The sequence below is a fragment of the Pseudomonas sp. GW821-FHT11G12 genome, assembly GCF_058808055.1.
The window spans coordinates 138,046-154,306 of the sequence record NZ_JBXARH010000007.1 but is presented as its reverse complement, the minus strand read 5'-3'; the positions used below and the strand labels follow the sequence as shown (position 1 = coordinate 154,306).

Below are 16,261 nucleotides of genomic sequence, written 5' to 3'. Positions count from 1 at the left end.
CATAAAGCAAAAGAGCAGCCGAGGCTGCTCAATCTATTTGCCGATTGCCTCTTTATCGCGAGGCAACCTTTTCAATCAACGCTTCTGGGTCAGGGCGCGGCGTTCGAACTCGACGATGCGCTGACGGTAGTGCTCGATGGTCTGCGCGGTCAGGACGCTGCGCTGGTCATCTTTCAATTCGCCGTTCAGTTCCTGGGACAGCTTGCGTGCTGCCGCGACCATCACGTCGAAGGCCTGCTTCGGATGACGCGGGCCTGGCAGGCCGAGGAAGAAGCTCACCGCCGGGGTGCTGAAATGGTCGATGTCGTCCAGATCGAAGATGCCCGGCTTGACCGCGTTGGCCATGGAGAACAGCACTTCGCCGTTGCCGGCCATGCTTTCGTGACGGTGGAAGATATCCATCTCGCCGAAACGCAGACCGCTTTCCAGAATGTTCTGCAGCAGTGCCGGGCCTTTGAAGCCGGCCGGGTCGCGGCAGATCACGCTGATGACCAATACTTCTTCGGCTTGCGGCTGATCTTTATCGGCAACTGCCGGCGACGCCTTGGCGACCGGCTCGATGAAATCATCGTCACGGCTGCTGAAGCTCGGGCCGCCGTCCAGGTCCAGATCGAGGTTCAGGTCGCCCTGGGCGGGACCGTTGCTGCCGCGCTTGCCGCGCTTGGAAGCGGATTCGCGAGGCTCGCGTGCTTCGCGGGCCGGCATGCTCACCGATGGCAGGTCGTGTTCGTCCAGTTGCGGCTCTTTATGGTTGTCCAGTACGCGGGCCGGGCCCAACAGCTCAGCGCTGGTGTCCTCGTCCGGCAGGTTGGACAGACTTCGGTCAAGACGGAATTTCAGTTTTCCCTTGCCGCCGCGCATACGGCGCCAGCCATCGAAAAGAATACCGGCTATCACAATGATGCCGATGACGATCAGCCACTCGCGCAGACCGATTTCCATGTAATCCCGTGCCTCTATAAAAAATGCTGAAAAATAAGGGGTTTACACTGTGCAAACCGCTTTAAAACGTGGCGCCAACTCTATGTTCTGACAGGCGTTTTGCCCACGTATACGAAAAATTGACATTAAACTAGCACGACCAAAGACAACTTTACACCGTCTGTCTCATTGGCTTGCGCGAATATGTCGATTGGCCAGCAAGTCGGAGCTGGTAAAAAAGTCCTACAACCTTCAAATACCTTTCCGACACTGCGCCGGCTCAGGCATCCACCATCGCCATCGCCTCCTCGACATCCACGGCTACCAGTCGCGAACAACCCGGCTCGTGCATCGTTACACCCATCAACTGCTCGGCCATTTCCATGGCGATCTTGTTGTGGGTGATATAGATGAACTGCACGGTCTGCGACATCTCTTTGACCAATCGTGCGTAGCGTCCAACGTTAGCGTCATCCAGTGGCGCGTCAACCTCATCGAGCATGCAGAACGGCGCCGGGTTCAACTTGAAGATCGCAAAAACCAGTGCCAGTGCGGTCAGGGCTTTTTCGCCGCCGGACAGCAAATGGATGGTGCTGTTCTTCTTCCCGGGCGGCTGCGCCATGATCGTCACCCCTGTATCGAGTAGATCTTCGCCCGTCAGTTCCAAATACGCGCGCCCGCCACCGAAAACTTTCGGGAAAAGCGCCTGTAAACCGCCATTGATCTGATCAAAGGTATCTTTGAAACGGTTACGGGTTTCCTTGTCGATCTTGCGGATGACGTTTTCCAGGGTCTCCAGGGCTTCGACCAGATCGGCGTCCTGTGCATCCAGATAACGTTTACGCTCGGATTGTTGCGTGTATTCGTCGATCGCCGCGAGGTTGATCGCGCCCAGGCGCTGAATTCGCGCGGCGATGCGCTCAAGTTCTTCTTCGGCCTCCTTCTCGCTGGCCTCGGCGGTCAGGGTATTGAGCACGCCGTGCAAATCGTAGCCGTCTTCCAGCAGTTGATCCTGCAGGGCCTTGCGGCGCACGGTCAGGGCTTGCCATTCCATGCGTTGCTGTTCGAGCTGGCCACGGATCAATTGCGATTGCTGTTCGGCCTGGGTCCGGCGTTTTTCCGCATCGCGCAGTTCACGGTCGGCGTCTTCCAGGGCGATCTGCGCGGTCTTGAGTTCATCGTCGACGCTCATGCGCTTGTCGAGCAATTCTTCAAGCTTGAGGCGCAGCTCTTCCAGCGGCGCCTCGCCCTCCTCCAGATTCAGACTGAGCTGTTCACGTTTTTCAGTGAGGCGCTCGGCCTGCATTTCCAGACGCTCGAGGGCCTGGCGGGTCGAATCGTGTTGTGCGCGCAATGAGCCAAGGCGCACGGCCAATTGATGGGCGTGATCCTTGTGCTGACGCGCTTCCTGACGCACCCGGTCGAGGCGTTCGCGCAGGCTGTCGCGCTGGGCCAGCAGCAACTCGCGCTGCTCGGTGTCGAGGGCCATGGCGTCGAGGGCGTCCTGCAACTGGATCCGCGCTTCGCCGATATTTTCGTGTTCCAGCTCGCGCTGCTCGGCGAGCTCGACCAACTCGTCATCGAGACGGGTACGACGCAGGGTCAACTGTTCGGCCTTGGCTTTGCCGGCGGACAGTTGAGCTTTCAATTCACCTTGCTGACGGGCTTCGTCCTGCAGCAAACGACGCAGATGTTCGCGACCGTTTTCCTGCTGACGCTGTTGCGCGCGCAGGGTCTGTAAACGGGTTTCCATGGCCTCGACCGTGGTTTCACGCTCTTCGCGTTCCGCATGCAACGATTCGATTTCCTGACCGCGTGCGAGCATGCCGCTTTCGGCTTCGCTGGCGCGGCGTACCCGCAGAAAATGCCGGCCGACCCAGTAACCGTCGCGGCTGATCAGGCTCTGCCCGGCAGCCAGTTGGCCGCGCAGGGCCAGCGCCTGTTCAAGGCTGTCGACCGGTTTGACCTGAGCCAGCCAGGGCGACAAATCCACCTGTGCCTCGACCTTGTCCAGCAGGCTGCCGGCCACGCGCACGCCGTCGTTGCCGGGGCTAAGCAAACGCAGATCGCCCTGAGCGAAACCGGACAGATCGAAACCGTCGAAATCATCCACCAGCACCGCTTGCAGGTCGGCACCGAGCACGGTTTCCACCGCCAGTTCCCAACCGGCCTCGACCTTCAGGCCTTCGGCCAGACGCGGACGTTCGGCGAGGTTGTGTTCTTTCAGCCATTCGGCGGTGCCGGTGCCCGGATCGAGCGCGGCCTGCTGCAAGGCTTCGAGGGAGGCGAGGCGACCGTTGAGGCGCTGCAAATCGCCCTGCGCCTGCTGCTGCGCGGTCAACGCCTGTTGCAATTCCTGGCGCAGTTGCTCGAGTTTTTCGACCTGGGCTTCTTCGCTGGTCTGCAAATCTTCAAGGGTGGCTTCGGACTCGGCGAGCTGCTCGCTGAGCTCCATGATCGCCGCGTCTTCCGGATCGGCCGAGAGCAGCGCCCGCTCTTCGCCCAGACGCTTTTGCCGATCGGCCAGGCGCTCCATGCTGGTTTCCAGCTGCTGGATCCGCGACTGCTGCACTTCGGCCTGACGGCGCGGTTCGGCGGCGGTCAGGTTGAAGGTGTCCCACTGCTCCTGCCAGCCGTGCATGACGGTTTCGGAATCCTCCAGCGCAGCGGCGGCTTCTTCAGCGGCAGCGTTGGTGATTTCCTGCTCTGGGGTCAGTTGATCGAGTTCTTCGCCGAGGGTCAGCAGCAAGGTGCGGTCGTGGCCCAGGTGCGATTCGGTTTCGAGACGCGCGCGCTCGGCTTCTTTCAGGTCGTCCTGCAATTGGCGCAAGCGCTGTTGGCCGTGCTGGATGCTCTGCTCGACCCGGGCGATGTCGCCGCCGACCGAATAGAAGCGCCCCTGCACCAGATTGAAGCGCTCGGACAGATCGTGGTGACCGTCGCGCAGGCGTTCAATGGCGGCGTCGGCGTTGCGTTGCTCGGCGACCAGCGCTTCAAAGCTGATTTCCTGGTTGCCGATGATCGACTCGCGCTGGCCGACCTGATCGTTCAGATCCTGCCAGCGCAGGGCCGACAGTTGCGCCTTGAGCTGGCGCTCTTCAGCCTTGAATTCCTGATACTTCTTGGCGGCCTCGGCCTGGCGGTGCAAGCGTTCGAGCTGGCGCTCGAGTTCTTCGCGCAGGTCAGTCAGACGGGCAAGGTTTTCGTGGGTGCGACGGATGCGGTTTTCGGTCTCGCGCCGGCGCTCCTTGTACTTGGAGATGCCGGCGGCTTCTTCGATGAAGTTACGCAGGTCTTCGGGCTTGGACTCGATCAGCTTGGAGATCATCCCCTGCTCGATGATCGAGTAGCTGCGCGGGCCGAGGCCGGTGCCGAGGAAGATGTCGGTGATGTCGCGACGACGGCATTTGGCGCCGTTGAGGTAATAAGTCGTCTGGCTGTCGCGGGTCACTTTGCGGCGGATCGAAATTTCCGCATAAGCAGCCCACTCGCCCAGCAGGGTGCCGTCGGAGTTGTCGAACACCAGCTCGATGCTCGCCTGGCTCACCGGTTTGCGGCTGGTCGAGCCGTTGAAGATGACGTCGGTCATCGACTCGCCACGCAGGTTTTTCGCCGAGCTTTCGCCCATCACCCAGCGCACGGCGTCGATGATGTTCGACTTGCCGCAACCGTTCGGCCCGACGACCGCCGCCATGTTGCTGGGGAAGTTCACCGTGGTCGGGTCGACGAAGGATTTGAACCCCGCCAGTTTGATGCACTTGAGCCGCAAGGTCAGGCAACCGTCAGGGCGGACACCACCAGATCGCAGCTGCGCTGGGCGTAAGCCGTCAGCACGATGCGGATCTGCGGCAGGTCACGGGCGAGGACGGCGGCCAGCAAGCGTTCGAACAGTTCGAGGAACTCGCTCATCTCGGCCTTGCGCTGTTCCAGCGCGAGGAAGTACGCACGGCTCATGGCCGGTTGCAGGTTCTCAACGGTTTCCTGCAGGTACGGGTTGTTGGCAAACGGATACGCGGCACGCATCACGTTGAAGCTGTCGTCGACGAAGGTACGGATGTCCTGACGCTCGTAGCTGGCGCTCAGGCGCTGCTGGATCTGCACGAACGGCGCCATGTCGGCCTGGACTTGCCAGCCGTTGGCCACTGCGTTGCCGAGCAGGATGTACAGCTCGCTCATCAACGTGCACAGGCTCTGCACCTTGTGCGCCGTAAGCTCGGTGACGTGGGCGCCGCGACGCGGCAGGATCGCGATCAGATGACGGCGTTCGAGGATCAGCAAGGCTTCGCGGACCGAGCCGCGGCTGACGTTCAGCGCCAGCGTGACCTTCTGTTCCTGGATACGCTCTCCCGGCTTCATTTCGCCGCGAATGATCCGTTCGGCGAGGTGGTGAGCGATTTGCTCGGCGAGGCTGTCCGGCGCCTTGAACGTCATGGTTGTCCTTCAAACTCTTCGATCTGCACAAGCGGCGCAGTGTAGCGCAATGCGCGTTCATGGCGGAGTGCCCGCACAGCGGTTTTTGGCACGAATCCCGCAAAAAAGCGCTTGATCCAATGAGGGTCAATACTGAATAGACACGTTGTCGAGCGACAAAATGGTTTTTCCTGACCTTTAAGTCAGAAAACCATTGACCGAAAAGTCAGACCTGCTAAATTCGGCTCAAGTCGCTTAACAACAATAATGAGTCTGCGAGGCCTTCCGTGATCCAGTTTTTACTCAACCAGGAACTCCGTAGCGAGCACGCCCTGGACCCGAACCTGACTGTGCTCAACTACCTGCGTGAACACGTGGGCAAATCCGGCACCAAAGAAGGCTGCGCCAGCGGTGACTGCGGCGCCTGTACGGTGGTGGTCGGCGAGTTGCAGACGGATGACGATGGCCGCGAACACATTCGCTATCGCAGCCTCAACTCGTGCCTGACGTTCGTTTCGTCGCTGCACGGCAAACAATTGATCAGCGTCGAAGACCTCAAGCACAAGGGCGAACTGCACAGCGTGCAGAAAGCCATGGTTGAGTGCCACGGTTCGCAGTGCGGTTTCTGCACCCCCGGCTTCGTGATGTCGCTGTTCGCCCTGCAAAAGAACAGCGATGCACCGGACCATGCCAAGGCCCACGAAGCGCTGGCCGGCAACCTTTGCCGCTGCACCGGTTACCGCCCGATCCTGGCTGCCGCCGAGCAATCCTGCTGCGGCAAGCAACCGGACCAGTTCGACGCCCGGGAAGCGGAAACCATCACTCGCCTCAAAGCCATTGCCCCGACATCGATCGGCGAACTCAACAGCGGCGACAAACGCTGCCTGGTGCCGCTGACCGTGGCCGATCTGGCCGATCTCTACGACGCGTATCCACAAGCCCGGCTGCTGGCCGGCGGCACCGATCTGGCGCTGGAAGTCACGCAGTTCCATCGCACCCTGCCGGTGATGATCTACGTCGGCAACGTCGCTGAAATGAAGCGCATCGAAACCTTCGAAGACCGCATCGAAATCGGCGCCGCCACTGCCCTCTCCGATTGCTACGAAGCGTTGAACGCCGAGTACCCGGACTTCGGCGAACTGCTGCACCGTTTCGCCTCTTTGCAGATCCGCAACCAGGGCACCCTCGGCGGCAACATCGGCAACGCCTCGCCGATTGGTGACTCGCCACCGCTGCTGATCGCCCTCGGCGCGCAGATCGTGCTGTGCAAGGGCGAGACCCGGCGCACGCTGAACCTGGAAGATTACTTCATCGATTACCGGGTCACCGCGCGTCTGGAAAGCGAGTTCATCGAAAAAATCATCGTCCCTCGCGCCACGGCCGAGCAGCGCTTTCGCGCCTACAAAGTCTCCAAGCGTCTGGACGATGACATCTCCGCCGTTTGCGCCGCTTTCAACCTGCGCGTCGAAAACGGTGTGATCACCGACGCCCGCGTCGCCTTCGGCGGCATGGCCGCGATCCCGAAACGCGCCGCCCACTGCGAAGCCGTGCTACTCGGCCAGCCGTTCAACAACGCTGTGGTCGAACGTGCCTGCACCGCGCTGGGCGAGGATTTCACCCCGCTCTCGGACTTCCGCGCCAGCAAGGAATACCGCCTGCTCAGCGCGCAGAACCTGCTGCGCAAATACTTCATCGAACTGCAAACACCGCACATCGAGACTCGGGTGACCGCTTATGTCTAACCATCACGGCGTAGAGAAAACTCAAGCTGAACTGGCTGAACTGTTCGCCAAAGACCTGACTACCGGTGTTGGCCGCAGCGTCAAGCACGACAGCGCCGCCAAGCATGTGTCCGGTGAAGCGCAGTACATCGATGACCGGCTCGAGTTCCCGAACCAGTTGCACGTTTACGCGCGGTTGTCGGATCGCGCCCACGCGAAAATCATCAGCATCGACACCAAACCCTGCTACGCCTTCGAAGGCGTGCGCATCGCCATCACCCACGAAGACGTGCCGGGCCTGAAAGACATCGGCCCGCTGCTGCCGGGCGATCCGCTGCTGGCCATCGATGACGTGCAGTTCGTCGGTCAACCGGTGCTGGCCGTGGCCGCCAAGGATCTGGAAACCGCACGCAAAGCCGCCATGGCCGCGATCATCGAATACGAAGATCTGGAGCCGGTGCTGGACGTGGTCGAAGCCCTGCGCAAACGCCACTTCGTGCTCGACAGCCACACCCATCAACGCGGCGACTCGACCACCGCACTGGCCACGGCTGAACATCGCATTCAAGGCACGCTGCACATCGGTGGCCAGGAACACTTTTATCTGGAGACCCAGATCTCCTCGGTAATGCCGACCGAAGACGGCGGCATGATCGTCTACTGCTCGACGCAGAACCCCACCGAAGTGCAGAAACTGGTGGCCGAAGTCCTCGACGTATCGATGAACAAAATCGTCGTCGACATGCGCCGCATGGGCGGTGGTTTCGGCGGCAAGGAAACCCAGGCCGCGAGCCCGGCGTGCCTGTGCGCGGTGATCGCGCACCTCACCGGCCAGCCGACCAAGATGCGCCTGCCACGGGTCGAAGACATGCTGATGACCGGCAAGCGCCACCCGTTCTACGTCGAGTACGACGTCGGCTTCGACAGCACCGGACGCCTGCACGGGATTGCGATGGACCTGGCCGGTAACTGCGGCTGCTCGCCTGACCTGTCGGCCTCGATTGTCGACCGCGCGATGTTCCACTCGGACAACTCGTACTACCTCGGTGATGCGACCATCAACGGTCACCGCTGCAAGACCAACACCGCGTCGAACACCGCGTACCGTGGTTTCGGCGGCCCGCAAGGGATGGTCGCGATCGAAGAAGTAATGGACGCCATCGCCCGTCACCTGAACCTCGATCCGCTGGCCGTGCGCAAGGCCAACTACTACGGCAAGACCGAACGCAACGTCACCCATTACTACCAGACCGTCGAGCACAACATGCTCGAGGAAATGACCGCCGAGCTGGAAGAAAGCAGCCAGTACGCCGAGCGCCGCGAAGCGATCCGTCGCTACAACGCCAACAGCCCGATCCTGAAGAAAGGCCTGGCGCTGACCCCGGTGAAATTCGGCATTTCCTTCACCGCCAGCTTCCTCAACCAGGCAGGTGCCCTGGTGCACGTCTACACCGACGGCAGCATCCACCTGAACCACGGCGGCACGGAAATGGGCCAGGGCCTGAACACCAAAGTCGCGCAGGTCGTGGCCGAAGTGTTCCAGGTGGAAATGGACCGCGTGCAGATCACCGCGACCAACACCGACAAGGTGCCGAACACCTCGCCGACGGCGGCCTCCAGCGGCGCCGACCTCAACGGTAAAGCCGCGCAGAATGCGGCAGAAATCATCAAGCAGCGCCTGGTCGAATTCGCCGCGCGGCACTACAAGGTCAGCGAAGAAGACGTGGAATTCCACAACGGCCACGTGCGGGTTCGTGACCACATCCTGACCTTCGAAGCACTGATCCAGCTGGCATATTTCAATCAGGTGTCGCTGTCGAGCACCGGGTTCTACAAGACCCCGAAAATCTACTACGACCGCAGCCAGGCCCGTGGCCGACCGTTCTACTACTTCGCCTTCGGCGCGGCGTGCTGCGAAGTGATCGTCGACACCCTGACCGGCGAGTACAAGATGCTGCGTACCGACATCCTCCACGACGTCGGCGCCTCGCTGAACCCGGCCATCGACATCGGTCAGGTCGAGGGCGGTTTCGTCCAGGGCATGGGCTGGCTGACCATGGAAGAGCTGGTGTGGAACAACAAAGGCAAGCTGATGACCAACGGCCCGGCCAGCTACAAGATCCCGGCCGTGGCGGACATGCCGCTGGACCTGCGGGTGAAGCTGGTGGAAAACCGCAAGAACCCGGAAGACACGGTGTTCCATTCCAAGGCTGTGGGTGAGCCGCCGTTCATGCTCGGCATCGCCGCGTGGTGTGCGATCAAGGATGCGGTGGCCAGCCTCGGCGACTACAAGCATCAGCCGAAGATCGACGCGCCGGCGACCCCGGAGCGGGTGTTGTGGGGCTGCGAGCAGATGCGTCAGCTCAAAGCGGTGAAAGCTGTAGAAGCTGAAACCGAGGTTGTCTGATGATCGTTCCCACGCTCTGCGTGGGAATGCAGCCCGCGACGCTCTGCGTCGCATCCTGAACAGCGGACGCGGAGCGTCCAGTGATGCATTCCCACCGAGCGTGGGAACGATCTGAGAGGTGAGATATGTACAACTGGATCGACGCCCTCGCCGACCTGCAGAACCAGGGCGAACCCTGCGTTCTGGTGACGATCATCGAAGAGCTCGGCTCGACGCCGCGCAATGCCGGCTCGAAGATGGTCGTCAGCGCCCGCCAGACGTTCGACACCATCGGTGGCGGGCACCTGGAATACAAAGCCATGCAGATCGCCCGCGAGATGCTCGCCAGCGGCAAGCAGGACACCCATCTGGAGCGCTTCAGCCTCGGTGCCAGCCTCGGCCAGTGCTGCGGCGGCGCCACGGTGCTGTTGTTCGAACCGATGGGCCAGGTGCAGGCGCAGATTGCCGTGTTCGGCGCCGGTCATGTGGGCCGCGCACTGGTACCCTTGCTCGCCAGCCTGCCGTGCCGGGTACGCTGGATCGATTCCCGGGAAGAGGAATTTCCCGAACAGATTCCCCACGGCGTGCGCAAAATCCTCGCCGAGGAGCCTGTGGATGAAATCGACAACCTGCCCGCCGGCAGCTACTGCATCGTCATGACCCACAATCATCAGCTGGATCTGGAGCTCACTGCCGCGATCCTCAAGCGCAACGACTTCACCTGGTTCGGCCTGATCGGCTCGAAGACCAAACGCGCCAAGTTCGAACACCGCTTGCGTGACCGTGGTTTCGACGCCAGTGTCGTGCAACGCATGCGCTGCCCGATGGGCATCGGCGAAGTCAAAGGCAAGTTGCCTGTGGAAATCGCCATCTCCATCGCCGGCGAAATCATCGCCACCTATAACGCCAATTTCGGCCAGCACACCGCCAGCGCCGAACCGATTGCCAAACTGCTGCCGGTTTCCCGCCGCAGTCAGGCCGCCACACTCAAAGCCTCAAACTGATTAGAGAACCCTCATGCCTCTGACTCGCAAAGCCTACCGCGCCGCCATCCTGCACAGCATCGCCGACCCTGCCGAGGTCGGCATCGAAGCCTCCTACGAGTATTTCGAGGACGGCCTGCTGGTGGTCGATGACGGCAAGATCAGCGCCCTCGGCCACGCCAGCGAACTGCTGCCGACGCTGCCGGCGGACATCGAGATCACGCATCACAAGGATGCGCTGATTACCCCGGGCTTCATCGACACCCACATCCACCTGCCGCAGACCGGCATGGTCGGTGCCTACGGCGAGCAACTGCTGGACTGGCTGAACACCTACACCTTCCCGTGCGAAAGCCAGTTCGCCGACAAGGCCCACGCCGATGAAGTCGCGGACATCTTCATCAAGGAACTGCTGCGCAATGGCACCACCACCGCGCTGGTGTTCGGCAGCGTGCACCCGCAATCGGTGAACTCGTTCTTCGAAGCGGCCGAGAAGCTGGATCTGCGGATGATCGCCGGCAAAGTGATGATGGACCGCAACGCGCCGGATTACCTGACCGACACCCCGGAATCGAGCTACGTCGACAGCAAGGCGCTGATCGAGCGCTGGCACGGCAAGGGTCGTCTGCACTACGCCGTGACTCCGCGCTTCGCCCCGACCAGCACCCCGGAGCAACTGACCCTCGCCGGCCAGTTGCTCGGTGAATACCCGGATCTGTACATGCAGACCCACATCAGCGAAAACCTCAAGGAAGTCGAGTGGGTCAAGGAATTGTTCCCGGAGCGCAAGGGCTACCTCGACGTCTACGACCACTATCAATTGCTCGGCGAGCGTTCGGTGTTTGCCCACGGCGTTCACCTGTGCGACGACGAATGCGCGCGCCTGGCGGAAACCGGTTCGGCGGTCGCGTTCTGCCCGACCTCGAACTTCTTCCTCGGCAGCGGCCTGTTCAACCTGCCGATGGCCGAGAAGCACAAACTGAACGTCGGCCTTGGCACTGACGTCGGTGGCGGTACCAGTTTCTCGCTGCTGCAAACCCTGAACGAAGCCTACAAGGTGATGCAGCTGCAAGGTGCGCGCCTGAGCCCGTTCAAGTCGCTGTACCTCGCCACCCTCGGCGGTGCGCGGGCGCTGCGTCTGGAAGACAAGATCGGCAACCTGCAACCGGGCTCCGACGCCGACTTCCTGGTGCTCGACTACAACGCCACGCCGCTGCTGAGCTACCGCCTGAAGCAGGCCAACAACATTGCCGAAACGCTGTTCGTGCTGATGACCCTGGGCGATGACCGCACTGTGGCCCAGACCTACGCAGCAGGCGCGCTGGTGCATCAGCGCTAACTCTCCGACACTGCTCGCCCCCGCGCTGATCGTTCCCACGCTCTGCGTGGGAATGCAGCCCGTGACGCTCCGCGTCACTGGACGCGGAGCGTCCCCAGAGGCGTTACCACGCAGAGCGTGGGAACGATCAGACGATCAGGATCAGACAGACAAACAAAAAAAATCCCCCGGTACTTTTCAGTCCGGAGGATTTTTATTGCCTGTCGATTCGCTTCAGAGCTTGGCCGCCGGACGCCCCGGCTTCTTGGTCTGCAACAGGTGCGAGAACACCGCATGCAGATCGTCCGAAGCGCTTTCCTCGTCGAGGTTGAGCTTGCTGTCGATGTGATCCATGTGATGCATCATCAGGTCCACCGCCAGCTCGCCGTTACGCGCTTCGATGGCGTCGATCAACTGGGTGTGCTCGTCGTAGGAACAGTGCGAACGGTTGCCGCTTTCATATTGGGCAATGATCAGCGAAGTCTGCGAAACCAGGCTGCGCTGGAAGCTGATCAATGGCGCGTTCTTCGCCGCTTCGGCCAGTTTCAGGTGGAATTCGCCCGAGAGGCGGATGCCGGCACCGCGATCGCCACGGGAGAAGCTGTCACGTTCGTCGTTGACCATCTGGCGCAATTCGGCGATCTGCTCGGCCGTTGCGTGCTGCACCGCCAGTTCAGTGATCGCGCGCTCCACCAGACGGCGAGCGAGGAACACCTGACGCGCTTCTTCGACGCTCGGGCTCGCCACCACCGCGCCACGGTTCGGCCGCAACAGCACCACGCCTTCATGGGCCAGACGCGAAAGTGCGCGGCGAATGATGGTGCGGCTGACCCCGAAAATTTCCCCCAGCGCTTCTTCGCTCAACTTTGTACCGGGCGCCAGACGCTGTTCGAGGATGGCCTCGAAGATATGCGCATAGACAATATCGTCCTGGGTTCCGCTGCGGCCGGCTTTGCCTGCTCGCGGTTGTTTCTTGAGGGGTTGCAACTGTTCGTTCATGGGCACTCGAGTCGGGAAGAACGGCGGCGAATTGACCGTGACTGTAATACGGCACAGTGGGTCGCTGGCAAGTATCGCGTAAAAAACAGCGCGATTGTACACAATGGAAGGTGGCAACACGACTGTACGGCTGTTTGTGACTTCGGCTGTATTGCAACGCATCGTTACGTTTGAGTTTAGGCTTAAACCCGAAATCCGTGGCTTGAACAAGGAACGCCGCTGTCATGAACGAAATCACCCACACCCGACTGCGCCCCTTTGCGGACACATCGCCCTCCGCCATCGTCGCCGGATTCATCGCGATGATGACCGGCTACACCAGTTCGCTGGTGCTGATGTTCCAGGCCGGGCAGGCGGCGGGCCTGAGCAGCGGGCAGATTTCCTCGTGGATCTGGGCGATCTCCATCGGCATGGCGGTGTGTTCGATCGGCCTTTCGCTGCGTTACCGCACGCCGATCACCATTGCCTGGTCGACGCCCGGCGCAGCCTTGCTGATCACCAGCCTCGGCGGCGTTACCTACGGCGAAGCCATCGGCGCCTACATTACCTGCGCCGTATTGGTGACGATCTGTGGCCTGACCGGCAGCTTCGAACGGCTGGTGAAAAAGATCCCGGCCTCTCTGGCGGCCGCATTGCTGGCGGGGATTCTGTTCAAGATCGGCAGCGAAATCTTCGTCGCCGCGCAGCACCGCACCGGGCTGGTACTGGGAATGTTCTTCACGTATCTGGTAGTCAAACGCCTGACGCCGCGTTATGCGGTGCTGGCCGCGCTGCTGATCGGCACCGCGCTGTCGGGCTTCATGGGGCTGCTGGATTTCAGCGGTTTTCACCTGGAAGTGGCGACACCGGTCTGGACCACGCCGCACTTTTCCCTCGCGGCGACCATCAGCATCGGCATTCCGCTGTTCGTGGTGGCGATGACCTCGCAGAACATGCCCGGTGTCGCTGTCCTTCGGGCCGACGGCTACAACGTACCGGCCTCGCCGTTGATCACCACCACCGGCATCGCGTCGTTGCTGCTGGCGCCGTTCGGTTCCCACGGCATCAACCTGGCAGCGATCAGCGCGGCGATCTGCACCGGGCCTCATGCCCACGAAGATCGCAACAAACGCTACACCGCAGCGGTGTGGTGCGGGATTTTCTACGGGATTGCCGGGGTGTTCGGCGCCACGCTGGCGGCGCTTTTTGCCGCGTTGCCCAAGGAACTGGTGCTGTCGATTGCCGCGCTGGCGCTGTTCGGTTCGATCATCAACGGCTTGAGCATTGCCATGACCGAGGTGAAGGAACGGGAAGCGGCGCTGATCACCTTCATGGTCACGGCGTCGGGGCTGACGCTGTTTTCCATCGGTTCGGCCTTCTGGGGGATTGTCGCGGGGGTGTTGACCTTGCTGATCCTCAACTGGCGCAAGGCATGATTCGTTAAAAAGCAGGCATAAAAAAACGGCGACCCTCGGGTCGCCGTTTTTTTCAGTATCACTGGGCCGCGTTGATCGGCTTTTCCGGATACCAAACGTCCAGCAGCGGGCTGATTTCAGTGGTGGTCAGCTCGGAGCGGGTTTTCAGCCAGGCTTCGACAGCAGCGCGCTGCTCTTCGGAGACCGAGCCACGCTTCTGCAGGCAAACCAGACCGAAGTCGTCGCCGCCGACATAGCCCAGACCGTTGGCTTCCATGGCTTCTTTGATGAATGCTTCGAGGAAAGCGTCAATGGCTTCTTCGGACAGGTCTTCTTTGAAGCCCAGGTTCAGTTCGAAACCCAGCTCTTGAAATTCATCGACGCACAGTTTTTTGCGCAGACGCTGGGAACGGTTAGTCGCCATTGGAACAATCCTCTTAAGTAATAACGGCCGGCACTTTACCAGTTTAAGGCGGCGATTGCCCGCCTATCCGGGACGAGCGTGCGACCGCCCGTAAAAAAATAACGAATTGGCACCCTTGCGAAAGGCACAAGCTGTTACACCTTGGGGCATAATGCCGACACTTTCATGACCACTGAGGACCTTTTCATCCATGTCCTCGTCTTTTTCCCCTCGGCTGTAGGGTTTTATTTCATATGATCAAATCGTTGCGTCCCCTGCTCCTGGCCGGCCTTCTTCTGCCCCTGGCCTTGCCTGTTTCCGCTGCCACCATCAACACCGCCCTGACACCCAACGTCGAAAAAGCCCTCAAGGCCAGCAAGCTGCAACCCAGCGCCCTGTCGCTGGTGATGGTGCCGCTGGATGGTCCGGGCACGCCGACCGTGTACAACGCCGACGTGTCGGTCAACCCGGCCTCGACCATGAAACTGGTCACCACCTACGCGGCGCTGGAAATGCTCGGCCCCAACCATCAGTGGAAAACCGAGTTCTACACCGACGGTGATCTGAACAGCGGCATCCTCAACGGCAACCTCTACCTCAAAGGTGGCGGCGATCCGAAACTGAACATGGAAAAACTCTGGCTGCTGATGCGCGACCTACGCGCCAACGGCGTGACTCAGATCACCGGTGACCTGGTGCTGGACCGCAGTTTCTTCGTGCAGCCGCAACTGCCGGAATTCAACGATGACGGCAACGACGAGAACAAACCGTTCCTGGTCAAGCCGGACTCGCTGCTGGTCAACCTCAAGGCCCTGCGTTTCGTGGCCCGCAATGACAATGGCCGGGTATTGATCTCGGTCGAACCGCCGATTGCCAGCATCAACATCGAAAACACCGTCAAAGCGGTGAACTCGAAACAGTGCACCGGCGGCGTGCGCTACAACCCGGTGCCGCAGGCCGATGGCAGCGTCACCGTGACCGTTGCCGGCCAGTTGGGCGAAGGCTGCAGCTCGCAGACGTATCTGTCGCTGCTCGATCACGCGACCTACACCGCCGGCGCCGTGCGGGCGATCTGGAAGGAACTGGGGGGCAGCATCCAGGGCAAGGATCGCCTGGCCCCGACGCCGAGCAGCGCCAAGGTGCTGGCCCGCGCGTTTTCGCCGGACCTGGCGGAAATCATCCGCGACATCAACAAATACAGTAACAACACCATGGCTCAGCAGCTGTTCCTGAGCCTGGGCCAGAAATTCCGCAACGACGCCGACGGCGATGACGCCAAGGCGGCGCAGCGCGTGGTACGTCAGTGGCTGGCGAAGAAAGGCATCACCGCGCCGCACCTCGTGATGGAGAACGGCTCCGGCCTGTCCCGTGCCGAGCGCGTCAGCGCCCGGGAAATGGCCGCCATGCTGCAAGCCGCGTGGCATAGCCCGTACGCCGCCGAGTACATCAGCTCGCTGCCGATTGCAGGCACCGACGGCACCATGCGCAAACGCCTGAAGACCACCGCGATGCGCGGTGAAGCCCACGTCAAGACCGGCACCCTGAACACCGTGCGCGCCATCGCCGGTTTCAGCCGCGACGTCAACGGCAACACCTGGGCGGTGGTGGCGATCCTCAACGACAAGGCACCGTTCGGTGCATCGTCGGTGCTGGATCAGGTGCTGCTGGATCTCTACAAACAGCCGCGAGCGCCGCAGACGGCTTCCGTTCTGTAAGCCGCCCTGGC

General features: G+C 61.3%; 11 protein-coding genes. 6 read left to right on the top strand and 5 right to left on the bottom strand.

Going from position 1 to position 16,261, the window contains the following annotated elements; translation table 11 throughout:
• Positions 1–75: 75 nt before the first annotated feature.
• From zipA to AC1RR7_RS20800, 3 genes are all read right to left on the bottom strand, one after another.
• A complete protein-coding gene (gene zipA / locus AC1RR7_RS20810; RefSeq protein WP_096822500.1) occupies positions 76–942 on the bottom strand; it encodes a cell division protein ZipA in 867 nt (288 codons plus the stop codon).
• A 259-nt stretch (positions 943–1,201) separates the two neighbouring features.
• Positions 1,202–4,690, bottom strand: coding sequence for a chromosome segregation protein SMC (gene smc, locus AC1RR7_RS20805; protein WP_493158317.1), 3,489 nt, complete (start codon positions 4,688–4,690; stop codon positions 1,202–1,204).
• 2 nt (positions 4,691–4,692) lie between these two features.
• Positions 4,693–5,352: a GntR family transcriptional regulator gene (locus tag AC1RR7_RS20800; RefSeq protein ID WP_096822502.1), complete on the bottom strand. Its 660-nt coding sequence runs from the start codon at positions 5,350–5,352 to the stop codon at positions 4,693–4,695.
• A 266-nt stretch (positions 5,353–5,618) separates the two neighbouring features.
• Between AC1RR7_RS20800 and xdhA the strand changes: the two genes are divergently transcribed.
• From xdhA to guaD, 4 genes are all read left to right on the top strand, one after another.
• Positions 5,619–7,073 carry a xanthine dehydrogenase small subunit gene (gene xdhA / locus AC1RR7_RS20795; protein ID WP_493158316.1) on the top strand — a complete coding sequence of 485 codons (1,455 nt, stop codon included), beginning with the start codon at positions 5,619–5,621 and terminating at the stop codon, positions 7,071–7,073.
• A complete protein-coding gene (gene xdhB / locus AC1RR7_RS20790) occupies positions 7,066–9,459 on the top strand; it encodes a xanthine dehydrogenase molybdopterin binding subunit (RefSeq protein WP_273536068.1) in 2,394 nt (797 codons plus the stop codon). The genes xdhA and xdhB overlap by 8 nt, the downstream gene beginning before the upstream one ends.
• A 125-nt stretch (positions 9,460–9,584) precedes the next feature.
• Positions 9,585–10,442 carry a xanthine dehydrogenase accessory protein XdhC gene (gene xdhC, locus AC1RR7_RS20785; protein WP_493158314.1) on the top strand — a complete coding sequence of 286 codons (858 nt, stop codon included), beginning with the start codon at positions 9,585–9,587 and terminating at the stop codon, positions 10,440–10,442.
• A gap of 13 nt (positions 10,443–10,455) precedes the next feature.
• The gene (gene guaD, locus AC1RR7_RS20780; protein ID WP_493066303.1) at positions 10,456–11,760 is read left to right on the top strand and encodes a guanine deaminase; all 1,305 of its coding nucleotides are present in this window, start codon (positions 10,456–10,458) and stop codon (positions 11,758–11,760) included.
• Positions 11,761–11,973: 213 nt separating this feature from the next.
• Here guaD and AC1RR7_RS20775 read toward each other — a convergent pair whose 3' ends face one another.
• On the bottom strand, positions 11,974–12,738 hold the full coding sequence (locus AC1RR7_RS20775; protein ID WP_064378756.1) for a GntR family transcriptional regulator: 765 nt from the start codon (positions 12,736–12,738) through the stop codon (positions 11,974–11,976).
• Positions 12,739–12,962: 224 nt separating this feature from the next.
• Between AC1RR7_RS20775 and AC1RR7_RS20770 the strand changes: the two genes are divergently transcribed.
• The gene (locus AC1RR7_RS20770) at positions 12,963–14,153 is read left to right on the top strand and encodes a benzoate/H(+) symporter BenE family transporter (RefSeq protein WP_169429571.1); all 1,191 of its coding nucleotides are present in this window, start codon (positions 12,963–12,965) and stop codon (positions 14,151–14,153) included.
• A gap of 58 nt (positions 14,154–14,211) precedes the next feature.
• Here the strand turns inward: AC1RR7_RS20770 and AC1RR7_RS20765 are convergent, their stop codons facing one another.
• Entirely contained in the window at positions 14,212–14,556 is a 345-nt protein-coding gene (locus tag AC1RR7_RS20765) for a YggL family protein (RefSeq protein WP_493158313.1), read from the bottom strand.
• Positions 14,557–14,789: 233 nt separating this feature from the next.
• On the opposite strand from AC1RR7_RS20765, the gene dacB reads away from it, so the two are divergent.
• Positions 14,790–16,250, top strand: a complete 1,461-nt coding sequence (gene dacB / locus AC1RR7_RS20760; protein ID WP_493158311.1) for a D-alanyl-D-alanine carboxypeptidase/D-alanyl-D-alanine endopeptidase — start codon at positions 14,790–14,792, stop codon at positions 16,248–16,250.
• Positions 16,251–16,261: the final 11 nt, after the last annotated feature.

Excerpts from the sequence above, each read along its gene's own strand:
- zipA (WP_096822500.1), bottom strand. The coding sequence starts at position 942 with ATGGAAATCGGTCTGCGCGAGTGGCTGATCGTCATCGGCATCATTGTG.
- AC1RR7_RS20800 (WP_096822502.1), bottom strand. The coding sequence starts at position 5,352 with ATGACGTTCAAGGCGCCGGACAGCCTCGCCGAGCAAATCGCTCACCAC.
- xdhB (WP_273536068.1), top strand. The coding sequence starts at position 7,066 with ATGTCTAACCATCACGGCGTAGAGAAAACTCAAGCTGAACTGGCTGAA.
- xdhC (WP_493158314.1), top strand. The coding sequence starts at position 9,585 with ATGTACAACTGGATCGACGCCCTCGCCGACCTGCAGAACCAGGGCGAA.
- guaD (WP_493066303.1), top strand. The coding sequence starts at position 10,456 with ATGCCTCTGACTCGCAAAGCCTACCGCGCCGCCATCCTGCACAGCATC.
- AC1RR7_RS20775 (WP_064378756.1), bottom strand. The coding sequence starts at position 12,738 with ATGAACGAACAGTTGCAACCCCTCAAGAAACAACCGCGAGCAGGCAAA.
- AC1RR7_RS20770 (WP_169429571.1), top strand. The coding sequence starts at position 12,963 with ATGAACGAAATCACCCACACCCGACTGCGCCCCTTTGCGGACACATCG.
- AC1RR7_RS20765 (WP_493158313.1), bottom strand. The coding sequence starts at position 14,556 with ATGGCGACTAACCGTTCCCAGCGTCTGCGCAAAAAACTGTGCGTCGAT.
- dacB (WP_493158311.1), top strand. The coding sequence starts at position 14,790 with ATGATCAAATCGTTGCGTCCCCTGCTCCTGGCCGGCCTTCTTCTGCCC.